Raw genomic sequence first — 16,580 nt, forward strand, 5'->3', positions numbered from 1 at the left:
ACGACACCCGAAAAGCCGCTCCCGACCGCCGGCGCATCATTCCCCGATGGGAACGCGTTTCCGGCGGCATGCGCGGCTGTTCTACGGCGTCGCGGCGGTGTTCGCCGCCGGTGTCGTGGTCGGTGCGGTACTGGGCGGGTGGGTCGCGCGGGATGATGCGCCGGGCGCGGATGTCGCGATAGACCGGGTCCGTCCGGCGCTGGAGGTGCCGGTTCGCGCCTATCGCCCGCCGGTCCGGGTGGCGGAGCCCCGACAGCCCGTCCCTGGCACCCGCGAACAGCAACCGGAACCGCAATCGTTACAGCCGCCGGATACCGCCGCCGCGCCGCCGGATATGGTGACTGCCGAACCCGAACTGCCGGCAAAAAGGCCCGTGGAACCGCCCGTCGCGGTGGCGCCGGCCGACCCGCCTGAGCCGGTCACCCGCCTCGATACGCCCGGAACCGCGACATGGCTGGCCAATGCGGTGGCGTCGCCGGCGACGGAGGGACGGCCGATGATCGCCATCGTGATCGACGATCTGGGTATCGACCAGGCGCGCACGAAACGGGCCATTGCTTTGCCGGCGCCCCTGACCCTGGCCTTTATTCCCTACGGCTACAACCTGCGGATACTGGCGAAATCGGGCCGGCAGGCCGGTCACGAACTGATTGTCCATGTGAACATGGAGCCCACCGACCGGGGCGTCGATCCCGGGCCGAAGGCCTTGCTGACCAGCCTGTCCCAGGCGGAAATACGCGAGCGCGTGAACTGGGCGCTGGGCCGGTTCGACGGCTATGTCGGTATCAACAACCATATGGGCAGCCGCTTCACCGAATGGCCGGATGGCATGGAAACCGTGCTGCAGATCCTGCGTGTACGCGGGCTGTTGTTTCTGGATTCGCTGACCAGCACCAGTTCGGTCGGCGCGCCGCTGGCTCGCGCATACGGCATGGCCTACGCGGCGCGCGATGTCTTCCTGGACCATGACCAGTCGGCCGAGTCGGTTATCGCCCGGCTGAAGGAAACGGAGCGCATCGCCCGTCGGAACGGTAGCGCCATCGCCATCGGTCATCCGCATGACGTAACCGTCGATGCGTTGCGCAAATGGATTCCCCAGGCAAAGGCGGCGGGCTTTCAGCTTGTGCCGCTGACCGCCATTGTACGTAGCCGCCGGGGCGAAGGATAGCCGCCCCGAATACGGCCAAGGGGGCTGGCGCCCTTGCCCGCAACCCGCAGGGCGTTCAGGCGGATTCTTCAGCCTGGGTCGCGGCTTCAAGTCGCTCGTAGGCGATGCTCATGGCCTGATCGGCATTTTCCACGGCGCTCGCCAGGTTTGTCTCATCTGCGTTGCGTAACCGCTCGACGGCGGTCATCGCGTCGGACCAGGCCCGTTCCAGCCGTTCGACCGATCCGTCAGTGTCGGGTGACGGCAGCGGTTGCTCGGCGATTGACCGTTCCAGACGGTTCAGGGATTCGACCTTCTGATATACGAACTTTTCCTTTTCCTGTTCAAATGTCCGATCCTGCATCATTACTCCTCCACTGTCGGGGTTACCGGCATGTCCGCCGGATGCAAACCGGCCTCTATGCTTCTGGCGCGCGCTCTGCCCGCAACACGCAAACGCGGTTGCCACGCTACGGTTCCGCGTCGTCAACCGCGTGGCGGAACCCGGCTGGCCTGAAACTTTACGCTGCCGACGCGCGGCGCCGTAGTCGCAGGCCGATCCGGGCGGTTCGCGAAAACCGCGTGTTCGCGGCGAGAAAAGCTGCCGCAGTTTGTCTTTCAACTTATTGATAGTCGCTGTCAGTTCAAGAGGCTGTGGCGATAAACACGGGGGTCTTTGGGTGGCGCCGCGGCCCGGTTCCTTGACTTTTAGCGTGTAATATGCTTTAATTCCTTTTTTGCACTGCGCGGTGATGTGCCGGAAAATCGCCAGAACGCTTTACGCCGACCTGTTTTCCTGTGGGGCGGCAGAACGTGCGGCGCCGCACGATGTTAACAATTGCCAATCATTGCGCATCGTTCGGGCCCGCATCCGGCGAGGATGCACGGCGCGGCATGTTAAGGAATGTTAATCGATGTATATCACCCGCAATAAATTCCGGCGCGCTACGGCGAAGCGCCGGGGCAATGGCCATGAAAGCCAATCGCCGCTAACGAATTCGAACCGGTAACAGGAGGAAAAACCAGGTGCGGCGGCGCGAGCGACGCCATCGTTCGGGCCGCATCCGGCGAGGATGCATAGCGCGGCATGTTAAGGAATGTTAATCGATGTATATCGCCTGCAAAAATTACGGTGCGGTGCGCCGGGCGATGGCCATGAAAGCCAATCGGATGGCGTTTTTTTTGCCGGGCGCCATCATTGAGGCGGGTTTGCGGGTCAGCTGTTGCCTTCGGTCGCGGCGCGGACGGCTTCCTCCGCGGCGCGGATCATGGCGCGGGCCTTGTTCTCGCATTCCTGGCATTCCATTTCCGGGTCGCTGTCGGCGACAATGCCGCCGCCGGCCTGGATATACATCGTGCCGTCCTTGACGATGGCGGTGCGCAGGGTGATGCAGGTGTCCATGTCGCCGCCGGCGCCGAAATAGCCGATGCAGCCGGAATAGATGCCGCGCCGTTCCGGCTCCAGTTCGTCGATGATCTCCATGGCGCGGACCTTGGGCGCGCCGGAAACCGTCCCCGCCGGGAAGCCCGCGGCCAATGCCTTCAGCGCGTCGTATTCCGGCGAAATCTCGCCGTCCACATGGCTGGCGATGTGCATGACGTGGGAATAGTGCTCGATGGCGAACTGTTCGGTTACCTTGACCGTGCCGATCTTCGAGACCCGGCCGACATCGTTGCGGCCGAGATCCAGCAGCATCAGGTGTTCGGCCAGTTCCTTGGGATCGCTCAGCAGATCCTCGGCCAGCGCCCGGTCCTCCGCCGCGTTGCGGCCGCGCTTGCGGGTGCCGGCGATGGGGCGGATGGTGACCGTGTCGTCGCGCAGCCGGACGAGAATTTCCGGGCTGGAGCCGACGATGGAGAAATTGCCGAAGTCGAGGAAGAACAGGAAGGGCGAGGGGTTCAGCCGCCGCAGCGACCGGTACAGGGTAAAGGGCGGCAGGGTGAACGGGACCTCGAAGCGCTGGCTGAGCACGACCTGGAACACGTCGCCCGCATGGATATAGTCGCGGCCGCGTTCGACCATGCGGTGGTAATCCGCGCGGGCCATATTGGAGACGGGCACCGGCGCCGCATGTTTGATCGGCGCGCCGCCGCCGCGACGGGGGTGCGGCCGCTCCAGGTCCGCCAGCACGTCGTACAGGCGTTCCTCGGCCTGGACATAGGCGGCGCGGGCGTCGAGGCCGGGCTGCGGGCGCACCGGGGTGACGATGGTCATGACATCGGCGATGGTGTCGAAGACGGCGATGATGGTGGGCCGCAGGAAGATGCCGTCCGGCAGGCCCATCACGTCCGGATTGTTGTCCGGCAGCTTTTCCATCAGCCGGACCATGTCGTAGCTCATATAGCCGAACAGTCCGGCGGCCATCGGCGGCAGGCCTTCCGGCAGGTCGATGGCGGATTCGTCGATCACGGTGCGCAGCGTGTCCAGCACCGGGCCGGGGAAGGGCGTGAATCGGTCGGGGTCGCGCCTTGCATTGCGGTTGATTTCGGCCGTCTCGCCGGTGCAGCGCCAGATCAGGTCCGGCTTCAGCCCGATGAAGGAATAGCGGCCGCGGATCGACCCGCCGGAGACCGATTCCAGCAGGAAGCTGTTCGGCCGTCCTTCCGCCAGCTTCAGCATGGCGGATACCGGGGTTTCGAGGTCGGCCACGAACTCGGTCCACATGACCTGCGGCGCGCCGGACTCGTATTTTTCCGCGAAGGCCGAAAAATCGGGTTCGGTTTTCATCGGGACGATCCGTTTCGCCTGCCGGGCACTAGTTCTGCAGGAACAGGTTGTCGACGGCGCGCCGGTCGATCTCGACCGGGTAGCGCTGCCGCAGCGCATTGGCGTATTGCACGATGATGTCGCTGGCCAGGTCGGTGGCGATGCGTTCCTTGAAGGCGTCGTAGGCCGCCTTTTCCGCCACCGCGTCGGCGGGCCTGATTTCCCGGAGCACGGCGACGGTATGGCCATCCGGGGAGTTTCCGAAGGCGGCGCCGCCGGGCTTGAGGGCGAACAGGTCCGACGCCAGGGCGCGGGAAATATCGGCGCCCGCATCGGCCCCGTCGCGGGTGAAAGCCGCGCTGGTGACCGGCGCGTCGAGGTTGAATTCCTCTGCGATCTGGGTCAGCGTCGCGCCTTCGTTCAGCCGGGCTGTCACGGTTTCCGCCCGCTTTTCCGCCGCCAGATTGCGCTGCTCGGCCTTCCAGCCGGCGATGACCTCGTCACGGACTGTCTCGAACGGCCGCACGGCCGAGGGTTGTTCGCTGTTGACGCGTACGACCAGGTATCCGCCGCCGCCGGTTTCGATGAGCGGGCTTTCCTCGCCGATCGGTGTTTCGAATGCGTGGGTCGCCAGGTCGGAACCCTGCGGCGCTGCGGGGACGGGGTTGCCGTCCACACCGCGTCCATTGGCATCGATGGCGTCGACGGTGACGGAGGGCACGCCGATGGTCGCTGCGGCTTCCTCCAGGGTGGCGCCGCTGCCGAGCGCATCCTCCAGCGCATTGGACAGGCTGAACAGGACATCGACCGCCTTGTCAGCCGACAACTCCTGCCGCAGTTCATCGGCGACTTCCGGCAGGGGCCTGATGGATGCCGGTTTGACATCGGTGACGCGGATCACGTACCAGCCGAAGGGGCCTTCGATCGGGGCGCTGGTTTCCCCCTCGCCGAGGGCGAAAATGGCTTCACTCATACTTTCAGGAAGGTCGTTCGCGGTGACATCGCCCAGATTGGTCGTGTCCGGATCCTGCTGCGCGACTTCCTTGGCCACCGCCACGAATTCGCGGCCTTCGGCAAGCTTGGCCAGGGCATCCTTCGCCGCAGCCTCGTCGGGCAGGATGATCTGCTGCACGGTCCGGCGGTCCGGCTGCGTGTAGATGTCGATCCGGTTCTCATAGGCCTGCCGCAGTTCGTCGTCCGGGATGGTGACGTCGGCTTTCGCATCAGCCGTCGTCAGATGCACAAAGGTTACATTGCGATAGGTCGGCGCGGTAAACCGCGCGGGGTTGTCCGTATAATAGCTGCGCAGGACGGTATCGTCCGGCGTGGCGATTTCGGCGATGGTGTCTTTCTTCAGAACGACATATTCCGCGACGCGCCGTTCCTGGCGCCAGTTGAACAGCGTCTGCGACAGTTGCCGGGACTCCGGCAGGCTGCCGGCGAGGCTGCGCAGGACCTGGTCGCGGATGAATTCCTTGCGCAATTGGGTGACAAACCCGGATTCGGTCATGCCGTTCGCGGTAATGACCTGCTCGAACCGGGCTCGGTCGAACTGTCCCCGACTGTCCTGGAACGCCGCCTGCTCCCTGATCTGGCGGCTCAGCGCCGCGTCGCTGATGACGATACCCAGGTCGTCGGCTTCGACTTCGTAAAGCGCCTCGGTCGTCAGCGCCTCGACGGTCTGCTCGACCAGTCCTAACTGCTGCGCCTGTTCGATGGAAATGTCGTTGCCGAGCCGGCGGGAAATCTGGCTCAGCCGCAGGCGGAACGAATTGTAGAGTTCCGACGGGCCGATTTCCCGGTCGCCGACCGATATGACCGCGCCACCGCTCGGGCCGCCCCGGAATATGTCGCCGATACCCCAAATCGCAAAGCTGGAGATCAGAATGACGAGAAGTCCCTTGAAGTACCAGGATCGAACGCCTTGCCGCAGGGCTTCGAGCATACACGTTTCCCTTGAAACCTTTGAAAATACACGCCATCCGGCGTCGCGCGGCATATTAGAAGGCGCCTGTCCGCCTCGCAACCGCTATTCGATTGTTTCTTGCCCCGTATGGCCCGGCGGCGGGCGCCGTGGTAGATGTCGAATCCGGATGTCAACAAAGGGAAATTTTTGACTATGGACCAAAACCGTAAGGCCCTGATCGCCGGCAACTGGAAAATGAACGGCCTGAAGGCGGACACCGCCGCGCTCGCCCGTGGCATCGCCGCTGGCGCGGGCCGCATATCGTGCGACTTGCTGGTCTGTCCGCCGGCGCTGCATCTGGCCGATGTGGCGGATGCCCTGGGGAATTCCGGCGTTGCGCTGGGCGGACAGGACTGCCACGACGCGGTCAACGGCGCGCATACCGGCGATATCAGCGCGGAAATGCTGGCGGATCGCGGCTGCCGCTACGTTATCGTCGGTCATTCCGAGCGCCGGACGGATCACGGTGAAACGGATGCGGTTGTCCGGGCCAAGGCCGAGGCGGCGCATCGCGCCGGTCTGGTGGCGGTGGTCTGCGTCGGTGAAACAGAGGCGCAGCGCGACGCGGGCCAGGCGGATGCGGTCGTCGCGGGCCAATTGAGCGGATCCCTGCCGGCGCAGGCCGACGCGGCGAACACGGTCATCGCCTATGAACCGGTCTGGGCGATCGGCACGGGGCGGACGCCGACGCCGGATGAGGTGCAGGCGATTCACGGCCACATGCGACAGCATCTCCAGGCGACGCACGGCGCGGCCTTCGCCGGCGCGGTGCGGCTGTTATATGGCGGCTCCGTGAAGCCCGAAAACGCCACAACATTGATGGCCCTGGCCGATGTCGACGGGGCGCTGGTCGGCGGCGCCAGTCTCAAACCGGATGATTTTTTGGCAATAGCGGCCAGTTGCGCCTGACGGTGGGACTGATTTGCACTGGCCATTTAAGCCTTGAGCGACTAAATACAGCCGCGAACGCGTAACGCGGTTTATTGGAGTAGCGCCTGTAGGGGCGAAAGGTTGAACGATGGAAACCATTCTTCTGGTCATTCATCTCATGCTGGCGATCGCGCTGGTTATTACGGTCCTGCTGCAACGCAGTGAAGGTGGTGGCCTGGGCATCGGCGGCGGCGGTGGCGGCGGGATGATGAGCGTTCGCGGGACGGCGAACCTGCTGACGCGAGCGACGGCCGTGCTGGCGGGACTGTTCATGTTGACCAGTCTGTCGCTGGCAATCCTGGCCAGCCACAAGTCGGCGCCCGAATCGATACTGGATCAACCGCCGGCTACCACGGCGCCGGCGGTGCCGGAAACCAGAGAGGGCGAAGTCCCGATTTCACGCTAATGGCGTAATACAAGACTTTGCGCCGCCGGAAGCTGTCCGGCGGCGGCCGAATTTCACTTTGCCGCCTTTATCTCTGTGACGCGGTAACGGAATGGATTAAACTGTCGCTCCATGACGCGATTCATCTTTATTACGGGCGGCGTGGTTTCCTCACTGGGTAAGGGCTTGTCGTCGGCGGCGCTGGGCGCGCTGTTGCAGGCGCGCGGTTATCGGGTGCGGCTGCGCAAGCTGGACCCGTACCTGAATGTCGATCCGGGTACGATGAGTCCCTATCAGCACGGCGAAGTCTATGTCACCGACGACGGGGCCGAAACCGATCTCGATCTTGGCCATTACGAGCGCTATACCGGCGTGTCGGCGCGGCGCAGCGATAATGTGACCACCGGCCGGATCTATTCGAATGTCATCGCCCGGGAGCGGCGCGGCGACTACCTGGGCGGCACGGTCCAGGTCATTCCCCATGTGACCGACGCCATCAAGGAATTCGTCGTCAGCGATCTGGATGACGAGGATTTCGTGCTCTGCGAAATTGGCGGCACGGTCGGCGATATCGAAGGGCTGCCGTTTCTGGAGGCGATTCGCCAGTTGGGTAACGAGTTGGGCCGTAACAGGACGCTGTTTATCCATCTGACGCTTGTGCCCTTCATTCCCTCCGCCGGCGAACTGAAGACCAAGCCTACCCAGCATTCGGCGAAGGAACTGCTGAATATCGGCATCCAGGCGGATATGCTGCTGTGCCGCTGCGACCGCGAAATCCCCGAGGATGCCCGGCGCAAGATCGGGCTGTTTTGCAATGTGGGGGAACGGCGGGTCATTCAGGCGCTGGACGTGGATACGATCTACCAGGTGCCGATCGCCTATCACGAACAGGGCTTCGATACCGAGGTGCTGGACCATTTCGGGCTGCTTGAGGAAGGCGCCGATACCATTGACCTGAGCCGCTGGCAGGAAGTCGTCCGTCGGGTCCGCGAACCGGAAGGCGAGGTGACCATCGCGGTGGTCGGGAAATATACCAACCTGCTTGATGCCTATAAGTCGCTTGGCGAAGCGTTGGGCCATGGCGGGATCGCCAATAATGTCCGTGTCCGGCTTAACTGGCTCGAATCGGAGATATTCGAGAGCGAGGATGCCGCCTATTACCTGGAGGAATGCAACGGCATTCTGGTGCCTGGCGGTTTTGGCTCGCGCGGTGCGGAAGGCAAGATCATGGCCGCGCGCTTTGCGCGCGAGCGCAATGTGCCCTATTTCGGAATCTGTTTCGGCATGCAGATGGCGGTGATCGAGGCTGCCCGCAACCTGCTGGGAATCGAGGACGCCAGCTCCTCGGAATTCGGGCCCTGCGAACATTCCGTGGTCGGGCTGCTCACGGAGTGGAGCCGCGGCAATACGGTCGAGCGGCGCAGCGCCTCCGGCAATCTGGGGGGGACGATGCGGCTGGGCGCCTATCCTTGCGTCCTGACGCCAGGGTCGCGGGTTGCTGAAATATATGACGGGCGGCGCGAAATCGGCGAACGTCACCGCCACCGCTATGAGGTGAATACCGCTTACAAGGACCGGCTGGAACAGCGCGGCGTGAAGTTTTCCGGGATGTCGCCGGATGGCGTCCTGCCGGAAATTGTGGAGATTCCGGACCATCCGTGGTTTGTCGGCGTCCAGTTCCATCCGGAACTGAAATCGAAGCCGTTCGATCCGCACCCGTTGTTTCGCAGTTTCATCAAGGCGGCGGTCGATCAGTCCCGCCTGGTATAAATCGGAGATTCCATGACGATACGCCACGTGCCTGTTGGCGCCCTGACCATCGGCAACGACCTGCCCCTGACGGTTCTCGCCGGTCCCTGCGCCATGGAAAGCCGCGACCACGCGCTGAAAACGGCCGCGGCCCTGAAGGATATCGCCGACCGCGTCGGGTTCGGGCTGATCTACAAGTCCTCCTTCGACAAGGCGAACCGGACCTCGGCAAAGAGCGCGCGCGGCATCGGGCTCGACAAGGCGCTGAGCATCTTCGCCGATATCCGGAATGCGATAGGGTGCCCGGTCGTGACCGATGTCCATGAGCCGCATCAATGCGCCTCGGTGGCGGAGGCGGTGGACGTGCTGCAGATCCCGGCCTATCTGTGCCGGCAGACGGACCTTCTGGTTGCCGCGGCCGAAACCGGACGCGCGATCAACATCAAGAAAGGCCAGTTTCTGGCGCCCTGGGATATGGCGAATGTCGTCGAAAAATGCACGAGCGCCGGCAATGAAAACGTCATGATGTGCGAACGCGGCGCCAGCTTTGGCTACAATACGCTGGTCAGCGACATGCGCTCCCTGCCGATCATGGCGGCGACGGGGTTTCCTGTTATCTTCGATGCGACCCATTCGGTGCAACAGCCGGGCGGGCAGGGCGCGACTTCCGGCGGGCAGCGCGAGTTTGTGCCCGTCCTGGCTCGCGCGGCGATCTCCATCGGCGTCGCCGCGGTCTTTATGGAAGTGCACGAGGAACCGGACCGGGCGCCCTCTGACGGACCGAACATGGTCCGACTGGACGATTTCGAGGCCTTGATGGAAACGCTGATGGCGTTTGACCGGATGGCCAAGGCAAACCCGATAGCAATCAACTGAGCCGGAAAAGATAAATGACCGATATCAGCGATATTCAGGCCCGTGAAATACTCGACAGCCGGGGTAATCCGACGGTGGAGGTCGATGTCCTGCTCGACAGCGGGGCCTTCGGGCGCGCCGCGGTGCCGTCCGGCGCGTCGACGGGCAGCCATGAGGCGCTGGAACTGCGCGACGGCGACGCGCGTTTCGACGGCAAGGGCGTGCAGAAGGCGGTCGCCGCCGTCAATGGGGAGATTTTCGACCTGTTGAGCGGCATGGATGCGGATGACCAGGTCCATATCGATTCGCTGATGATCGAACTGGACGGTACGCCGAACAAGGGGCGGCTGGGCGCGAATGCGATGCTGGGCGTGTCGCTGGCGGTGGCCAGGGCGGCGGCGATGGATTCGGGCCTGCCGCTCTATCGCTATATCGGCGGAGCCTATGCCCGCACGCTGCCGGTGCCGATGATGAACATCATCAATGGCGGCGCCCATGCGGATAATCCGGTCGATATCCAGGAATTCATGATCATGCCGGTCGGCGCCGAAAGCATCGCCCATGCGGTTCGGATGGGCGCCGAAGTGTTCCAGGCGCTGCGCAAGGCGCTGCGGGATGCCGGGCACAACACCAATGTCGGGGACGAAGGCGGTTTCGCGCCGACCATCGGTTCGACCGACGAGGCGCTGGGCTTCGTGCTCAAGGCGATCGAAACCGCCGGCTACAGGCCCGGCGACGATGTCATGCTGGCGCTCGATTGCGCCGCCAGCGAATTCTACAGGAACGGGAAATACGTGCTGGCGGGCGAGGGCAGCACCCTCGATTCCGACGGCATGGTGAAGTATCTGGCCGATATCGTCGCCCGCTATCCCATCGTCTCGATCGAGGACGGGATGGACGAAGGGGACTGGGCCGGCTGGGCCGCGCTGACGCAGGAACTTGGCGGCAAGGTGCAGCTTGTCGGCGACGACCTGTTCGTGACCAATCCGGAATTCCTCAGTCGCGGCATCGCCGAAGGGGTCGCCAATTCGATCCTGATCAAGGTGAACCAGATCGGCACCCTGTCGGAAACCCTGGAAACGGTCGAAATGGCGCATCGCGCCGCCTATACCTCGGTCATCTCGCACCGTTCGGGCGAAACGGAGGATACGACCATTGCCGACCTTGCCGTGGCGACCAATGCGGGGCAGATCAAGACCGGGTCGCTATCGCGGTCCGACCGGCTGGCGAAATACAACCAGTTGATCCGGATCGAGGAACAGCTTGGCGATTCCGCGCAATATGCGGGAAGGTCGGTATTGCGCGGCTGACGCGCCGATAACACGGGAGGAGAAACCATGACCGCCTACGAACACATTCTGCTGGATATCGAGGATGGCGTCGCGGTCATCACGATGAACCGGCCGGAGGTGCTGAATGCGATGAACCGCAAGCTTTGCGGCGAATTGCATGACGCTGTGACGCGGATGAGCGTGGATGACGATATTGGCTGCATTGTCGTCACCGGATCCGGGGAGAAGGCGTTTTCCGCCGGCGGCGATATTCATGAGCAGCGTTCCGACGACGCGAAATATTCCCAGGCGGAACTGGACGCGATGAACGCCAAGCGTGGCCCCTGGAATTACGAGATCAGCGCCTGCGCCAAGCCGATTATCGGCATGATGAACGGGCTGGCCTATGGCGGGGCGGCGGTATTGTCGTCTTCGCTGGATTTCCGCATCGGCTGCGAGGACACGAAATTCCGTTTTCTGGCGGCGGCTTACGGGCGTATCAACAGCAGCTGGACCCTGCCGAACCAGGTGGGTTGGCCGATGGCCAAGGAATTGCTGTTTTCCGCCCGCGTCGTGCAGGCGGAGGAAGCCTACCGGATCGGCCTGCTGAACCATCTGGTGCCGCGCGCGGAACTGCGCGCAAAAACGATGGAAATCGCCGGTACGATCGCGCGGAACGACCGCAAAGCCGTGATGGGGCTGAAGGAATTGCTGTTGCAGGGTCATGGGGAAAATCTGCGTCGGCAATATGACCACGAGGTGAATTACACCAGGAACGTGCTGCGCGGCGCCAAAGCCGAGGACGCCTTCCCGGATTTCATCGCCCGCAAGGGAAGGGCGCTGTAGCAGCATATCCCGAGGAACGGGCAAGGCGCGATCATGTGTGGTCCGGTCCTTCGAGGGCGAGCCGTCGTTCGGCGGCGGCGGGCATGGGGATCTTCCTGAACCTTGGCTACGCCGCAGCGACAATGGAAATGGATACGATTGCCGCGGAAGCGGGCGCTGCCAGTTGCGTGCGCTGCTGGGTGTGCACCAGCCGCTGGATGAAGAGAGGCCGGATCGGCGCGCGGAAACAGCAGTATCCGCATTCCTGGCGATCTACCGTCCGGTTACCGACCCTGAGCGCTGCCAGTAGCGGGGTGTCAGCGGCCCTTCCAGTTCGGCGGGCGCTTTTCGGAAAAGGCCCTGGGGCCTTCGACGAAGTCCTCGCTGTCGCGCATCGTCTGCACAGCGGGCCACACCGTGCGGATCGCTTCCTCCAGGTTCGGCGCGTCCAGTCCGCGATAGACCGCCTGCTTGGAGGCGCGGATCGACAGCGGCGAACATTCCAGGATCTGCGCGGCCCAGCGCTTCGCGCCGTCCAGCGCCTCGCCCTGCGGCACGACCTCGTTGACGAAGCCGAGATTCTGGCCCTCCGCGGCGGAAACCCGCTTCCCTGTCAGGATCATGCCCAAGGCCAGTTTGCGCGGGATCATGCGGGGCAGGCGATGCAACCCGCCGCCCAGCGCCGCGAGTCCGACCCGGGGTTCAGGCAGTGCGAATACGGCGTTTTCGGCGGCGATGATCAGGTCGCAGGCCAGTGCTGTTTCGAACCCGCCGCCCATGGCGAATCCGTTCACGGCGGCGATAACGGGCTTGTCGAGATCGAAGCGGTGGGTGATGCCGGCAAACCCGGATTCCGGCCGCTTCATGCCATACCCGTGTTCCGCCTGGAATTTCAGGTCATTGCCGGCGGAAAAGGCCTTGTCGCCGGCGCCTGTCAGTATAGCGATCCACTGCTCGGGGTCCGCCGCGAATTCGTTGAAGACCGTGTCGAATTCCCAATGCGCCAGCGGATGAAGCGCATTGTACACTTCCGGGCGGTTGATGGTGATAATCGTCAGCTTGCCGTCGCGCTCGACTTTCAAATATTCGTAATCCGCCATCGTCCGGTCCTCGTCATGTTTGTTCGGTTCCCTGATTTAGTGCATTTTCGCGGGCCGTGCAAAACTTGGTCAGCGGTCTGGAAATCGAATCCCCCTTGCGGTTCTTCCGGCACACCGCCTTGCCGCCATGCCGGCAAAAACTGCATGCCGGAAGATGCCGGCGGCAGTGCGTTGAATCGCCCGATGAACCGAAACCCCCCGTAATCGGGCCGCTGGCGACGTCCGTCCGACATCAATATATGGAGCGATTTATCGACGGTCCCGCAACATGTATGGCAGGAATTGCCCCTTAACTACCGGAATTATTTACCCATTGACGCCGGAATCGCCCATGTGATTCTCTTCTCCGATGGTGGTGCTCGATCAGATCAAGCGGCAGGCTGTGAAGCTCACGGGGACAGCCCTGTGTGCACTGGTCTTTGCGTATTTCGCTTATGGGACCGTTCAGGGGGATCGCGGCCTGCTGGCGTATTATTCCATGTCGCTGGAACTTGAGCGCGCCGAAACGACATACCGGGAACTCCGAGAAACGCGACTGGCGCTGGAACAACGGGTGAGCCTGCTGCGGCTGGACAGTCTAGACCTCGATATGCTGGAAGAACGGGCGCGCCTGTTGCTCGACTACGTCAGGCCCGGCGATTTCATCGTTCTTTTGCCAGGGGCGGATGACAGTCTGCCGCGATAGGGCGCCGTTCGCCTGGAAGTGCCTCGAATCAACGTGATTAACCGAAATACAGTTAATTAACGTTTTTTTAAATGAAATCAATAATTTATAGCGCCCTTGCCAAACCGTTCAGGGCGGGTTACGAGATATCATCGAATATGGTGAACGGTGACCTTTGAGGTTGGGAGAACGCTCAGCTATGGCCAGAAACGCGTCGAGAACGAAATCCCGGAAAAATTCTGAACCTGCAAAGGCGACTGGCGACGAATTGCTGCACTATTACCGCGAGATGCTGTTGATCCGGCGTTTCGAGGAAAAGGCCGGCCAGTTATACGGGATGGGGCTGATCGGGGGCTTCTGTCACCTGTATATCGGCCAGGAAGCGGTCGTCGTCGGCATGCAGGCCGCGATTGACGGCGACGATGCCGTCATTACCAGCTATCGCGATCACGGGCACATGTTGGCATGCGGCATGGATCCGCGCGGCGTGATGGCCGAACTGACCGGCCGCAGCGGCGGGTATTCGCACGGCAAGGGCGGATCGATGCATATGTTCTCCAAGGAGAAAAACTTCTATGGCGGGCATGGGATTGTCGCGGCGCAGGTGCCGCTGGGCACCGGTATCGCCTTTGCGCATCAGTATAACGACACCAAGAATGTCAGCCTGACCTACCTCGGCGACGGAGCCGTCAATCAGGGCCAGGTGTATGAATCGATGAATATCGCCGCCCTCTGGAAGCTGCCGGTCGTGTATGTGATCGAGAACAACAAATATGCCATGGGCACCAGCCAGGAACGGGCCTCCGCCGGTGCCGATCTGTACAAGCGGGGGCAGGCATACGGAATTCCCGGATTACAGGTCGACGGCATGGATGTCCTCGCGGTCAAGGAGGCGGGAGAAAAGGCCGTGGCCCACGCCCGTTCGGGCAAGGGGCCCTACATCCTTGAAATGCTGACATACCGCTACCGGGGGCATTCCATGTCGGACCCCGCCAAATACCGCAAGCGCGAGGAAGTACAGAAAATTCGCAGCGAGCGCGACCCCATCGACATGGTGCGGGAAGTTCTGTTGTCCGACGGGCATGCGGTAGAAGACGATCTCAAGGAAATGGACCGTGGAATCAAGGATATCGTGTCCGACGCGGCGGAATTCGCACAGACCAGTCCCGAACCGGATCCTTCGGAACTCTGGACCGACATTCTCATTGACGCCTGATCGCCGAACGCACCGGAAAGAGAGATCACATGGCTACGCAAATACTGATGCCGGCGCTGTCGCCGACGATGACCGAGGGTACGCTCGCCAAATGGCTCAAGGCTGAAGGCGACTCGGTGAGTTCCGGCGATATCATCGCGGAAATCGAGACTGACAAGGCGACCATGGAGGTCGAAGCGGTCGATGAAGGTGTCATGGGCAAGCACCTTGTCGCCGAAGGCACCGAGGGCGTTGCGGTGAATGCGCCGATCGCGGTGCTGCTGCAGGATGGCGAGGACGAATCGGCGATGGAGGGGCTCGACGCCGCCTCGCCGAAGGCCACCTCGGAAGCGGAAGCGGAAGCGGAAGCGGAACCGGAAGCGGAACCGGAAGCCGCGCCCAGCGTCCCCGCGACGCCGAAATCGGCCCGGCCCGCCGCTTCCGCCGCACCGGCGGAAAGCGAATGGACCGGCCCGACGGTCAATAAGTCGCTGCGCGAGGCGCTGCGGGATGCGATGGCGGAGGAAATGCGCCGCGATCCCAACGTCTTCCTGATGGGCGAGGAAGTGGCGCAGTACGAAGGGGCATACAAGGTCAGCCAGGGCATGCTGGAGGAATTCGGCGCCAGGCGCGTGATCGACACGCCAATTACCGAACACGGGTTTGCCGGTATCGGCGTCGGCGCCGCCTTTATGGGGCTGAAGCCGATCGTAGAGTTCATGACGTTCAACTTCGCGATGCAGGCCATCGACCAGATCATCAACTCCGCCGCCAAGACATTGTATATGTCGGGCGGGCAGATGGGCTGTCCCATCGTGTTCCGCGGACCGAACGGGGTTGCATCACGGGTCGGCGCGCAGCATTCGCAGTGCTATGCCAGCTGGTATGCGCATTGCCCGGGGCTGAAGGTTATTTCGCCCTATTCCGGCGCGGATTCAAAGGGTCTGCTGAAGGCGGCGATCCGCGACCCGAATCCGGTTATCTTCCTGGAAAACGAATTGCTCTATGGCGAAAGCTTCGATGTGCCGGACGATCCGGATTTCATTGTGCCGATCGGCAAGGCGAAAATTCTGCGCCAGGGCGACGACGTCACGATTACCGCGCATTCGCTGATGGTCGGCAAGGCGATCAAGGCGGCGGAAGTGCTGTCCGAGGAAGGAATCAGCGCCGAAGTGATCGACCTTCGCACCATTCGGCCGCTGGATACGGAAACGATCCTGCAATCGGTGAAGAAAACCAATCGCATCGTCTCCGTTGAAGAGGGCTGGCCATTTGCCGGTATCGGTTCGGAAATTTCGGCCGTGGTCATGGAGCAGGCCTTCGACTGGCTGGATGCGCCGGTCGGGCGCGTCGCGGGGCTGGACGTGCCGATGCCCTATGCCGCCAACCTGGAAAAACTGGCGCTGCCGCAGGTCGAAACGATTGTCGAGGCCGCGAAAGCGGCCTGCTACCGGTCTTAAAGCAGGGAAAAGGGGAAAACGAATGCCCGTCAAGATACTGATGCCCGCCCTGTCGCCGACCATGACGGAAGGCACCCTGGCGAAGTGGATGGTCAAGGAAGGGGACGAGGTCGGTTCCGGCGATGTGATCGCGGAAATCGAAACCGACAAGGCGACCATGGAGGTCGAGGCGGTCGAGGAAGGACGAGTCGGCAAGCTGCTGGTCGCGGAAGGCACCGAGGGCGTAAAGGTCAACGCTACCATTGCCCTGCTGCTGGAAGACGGTGAGGACGAAGGCGCCCTTGAAGGGGCCGCCGAGGCGCCTGCGGCGGAGAAATCAGCGCCTG

15 protein-coding genes are annotated in these 16,580 nt (G+C 62.8%); 11 read left to right on the top strand and 4 right to left on the bottom strand.

Annotated features, from left to right (window positions below):
• The first annotated feature begins 46 nt into the window (after nucleotides 1–46).
• Complete coding sequence (locus WD767_01235) at nucleotides 47–1,168, top strand: divergent polysaccharide deacetylase family protein (GenBank protein MEX2614694.1); 1,122 nt, start codon at nucleotides 47–49, stop codon at nucleotides 1,166–1,168.
• A 55-nt stretch (nucleotides 1,169–1,223) separates the two neighbouring features.
• Here WD767_01235 and WD767_01240 read toward each other — a convergent pair whose 3' ends face one another.
• The 3 genes from WD767_01240 to WD767_01250 form a co-directional block, all read right to left on the bottom strand.
• Nucleotides 1,224–1,514: a hypothetical protein gene (locus tag WD767_01240; GenBank protein ID MEX2614695.1), complete on the bottom strand. Its 291-nt coding sequence runs from the start codon at nucleotides 1,512–1,514 to the stop codon at nucleotides 1,224–1,226.
• 849 nt (nucleotides 1,515–2,363) lie between these two features.
• A complete protein-coding gene (gene trpE, locus WD767_01245; GenBank protein ID MEX2614696.1) occupies nucleotides 2,364–3,875 on the bottom strand; it encodes an anthranilate synthase component I in 1,512 nt (503 codons plus the stop codon).
• Nucleotides 3,876–3,903: 28 nt separating this feature from the next.
• Nucleotides 3,904–5,799 carry a peptidyl-prolyl cis-trans isomerase gene (locus WD767_01250; GenBank protein MEX2614697.1) on the bottom strand — a complete coding sequence of 632 codons (1,896 nt, stop codon included), beginning with the start codon at nucleotides 5,797–5,799 and terminating at the stop codon, nucleotides 3,904–3,906.
• Between the two features lie 174 nt (nucleotides 5,800–5,973).
• On the opposite strand from WD767_01250, the gene tpiA reads away from it, so the two are divergent.
• The 6 genes from tpiA to WD767_01280 all read left to right on the top strand — a co-directional run bounded on the left by tpiA (nucleotide 5,974) and on the right by WD767_01280 (nucleotide 11,856).
• Nucleotides 5,974–6,729 (top strand): triose-phosphate isomerase, encoded by a 756-nt coding sequence (gene tpiA, locus WD767_01255; GenBank protein ID MEX2614698.1) that lies wholly within the window; start codon nucleotides 5,974–5,976, stop codon nucleotides 6,727–6,729.
• A 109-nt stretch (nucleotides 6,730–6,838) separates the two neighbouring features.
• On the top strand, nucleotides 6,839–7,156 hold the full coding sequence (gene secG / locus WD767_01260; protein MEX2614699.1) for a preprotein translocase subunit SecG: 318 nt from the start codon (nucleotides 6,839–6,841) through the stop codon (nucleotides 7,154–7,156).
• Between the two features lie 111 nt (nucleotides 7,157–7,267).
• On the top strand, nucleotides 7,268–8,905 hold the full coding sequence (locus WD767_01265; protein ID MEX2614700.1) for a CTP synthase: 1,638 nt from the start codon (nucleotides 7,268–7,270) through the stop codon (nucleotides 8,903–8,905).
• A 12-nt stretch (nucleotides 8,906–8,917) separates the two neighbouring features.
• The gene (gene kdsA / locus WD767_01270) at nucleotides 8,918–9,760 is read left to right on the top strand and encodes a 3-deoxy-8-phosphooctulonate synthase (protein ID MEX2614701.1); all 843 of its coding nucleotides are present in this window, start codon (nucleotides 8,918–8,920) and stop codon (nucleotides 9,758–9,760) included.
• Between the two features lie 14 nt (nucleotides 9,761–9,774).
• Nucleotides 9,775–11,049 (top strand): phosphopyruvate hydratase, encoded by a 1,275-nt coding sequence (gene eno / locus WD767_01275; GenBank protein MEX2614702.1) that lies wholly within the window; start codon nucleotides 9,775–9,777, stop codon nucleotides 11,047–11,049.
• A gap of 27 nt (nucleotides 11,050–11,076) precedes the next feature.
• Complete coding sequence (locus tag WD767_01280; protein ID MEX2614703.1) at nucleotides 11,077–11,856, top strand: enoyl-CoA hydratase/isomerase family protein; 780 nt, start codon at nucleotides 11,077–11,079, stop codon at nucleotides 11,854–11,856.
• A gap of 296 nt (nucleotides 11,857–12,152) precedes the next feature.
• Here WD767_01280 and WD767_01285 read toward each other — a convergent pair whose 3' ends face one another.
• A complete protein-coding gene (locus tag WD767_01285; protein MEX2614704.1) occupies nucleotides 12,153–12,935 on the bottom strand; it encodes an enoyl-CoA hydratase-related protein in 783 nt (260 codons plus the stop codon).
• A 349-nt stretch (nucleotides 12,936–13,284) separates the two neighbouring features.
• On the opposite strand from WD767_01285, the gene WD767_01290 reads away from it, so the two are divergent.
• The 4 genes from WD767_01290 to WD767_01305 all read left to right on the top strand — a co-directional run.
• Entirely contained in the window at nucleotides 13,285–13,620 is a 336-nt protein-coding gene (locus WD767_01290; GenBank protein MEX2614705.1) for a septum formation initiator family protein, read from the top strand.
• Between the two features lie 178 nt (nucleotides 13,621–13,798).
• The gene (gene pdhA, locus WD767_01295; GenBank protein MEX2614706.1) at nucleotides 13,799–14,815 is read left to right on the top strand and encodes a pyruvate dehydrogenase (acetyl-transferring) E1 component subunit alpha; all 1,017 of its coding nucleotides are present in this window, start codon (nucleotides 13,799–13,801) and stop codon (nucleotides 14,813–14,815) included.
• A gap of 29 nt (nucleotides 14,816–14,844) precedes the next feature.
• Nucleotides 14,845–16,254: a pyruvate dehydrogenase complex E1 component subunit beta gene (locus WD767_01300; GenBank protein MEX2614707.1), complete on the top strand. Its 1,410-nt coding sequence runs from the start codon at nucleotides 14,845–14,847 to the stop codon at nucleotides 16,252–16,254.
• A 22-nt stretch (nucleotides 16,255–16,276) separates the two neighbouring features.
• Nucleotides 16,277–16,580 (top strand): biotin/lipoyl-containing protein (locus WD767_01305; GenBank protein MEX2614708.1); only part of this gene is annotated, 304 nt, incomplete at its 3' end.

The organism is Alphaproteobacteria bacterium (assembly GCA_040905865.1).
GTDB lineage: Bacteria > Pseudomonadota > Alphaproteobacteria > UBA8366.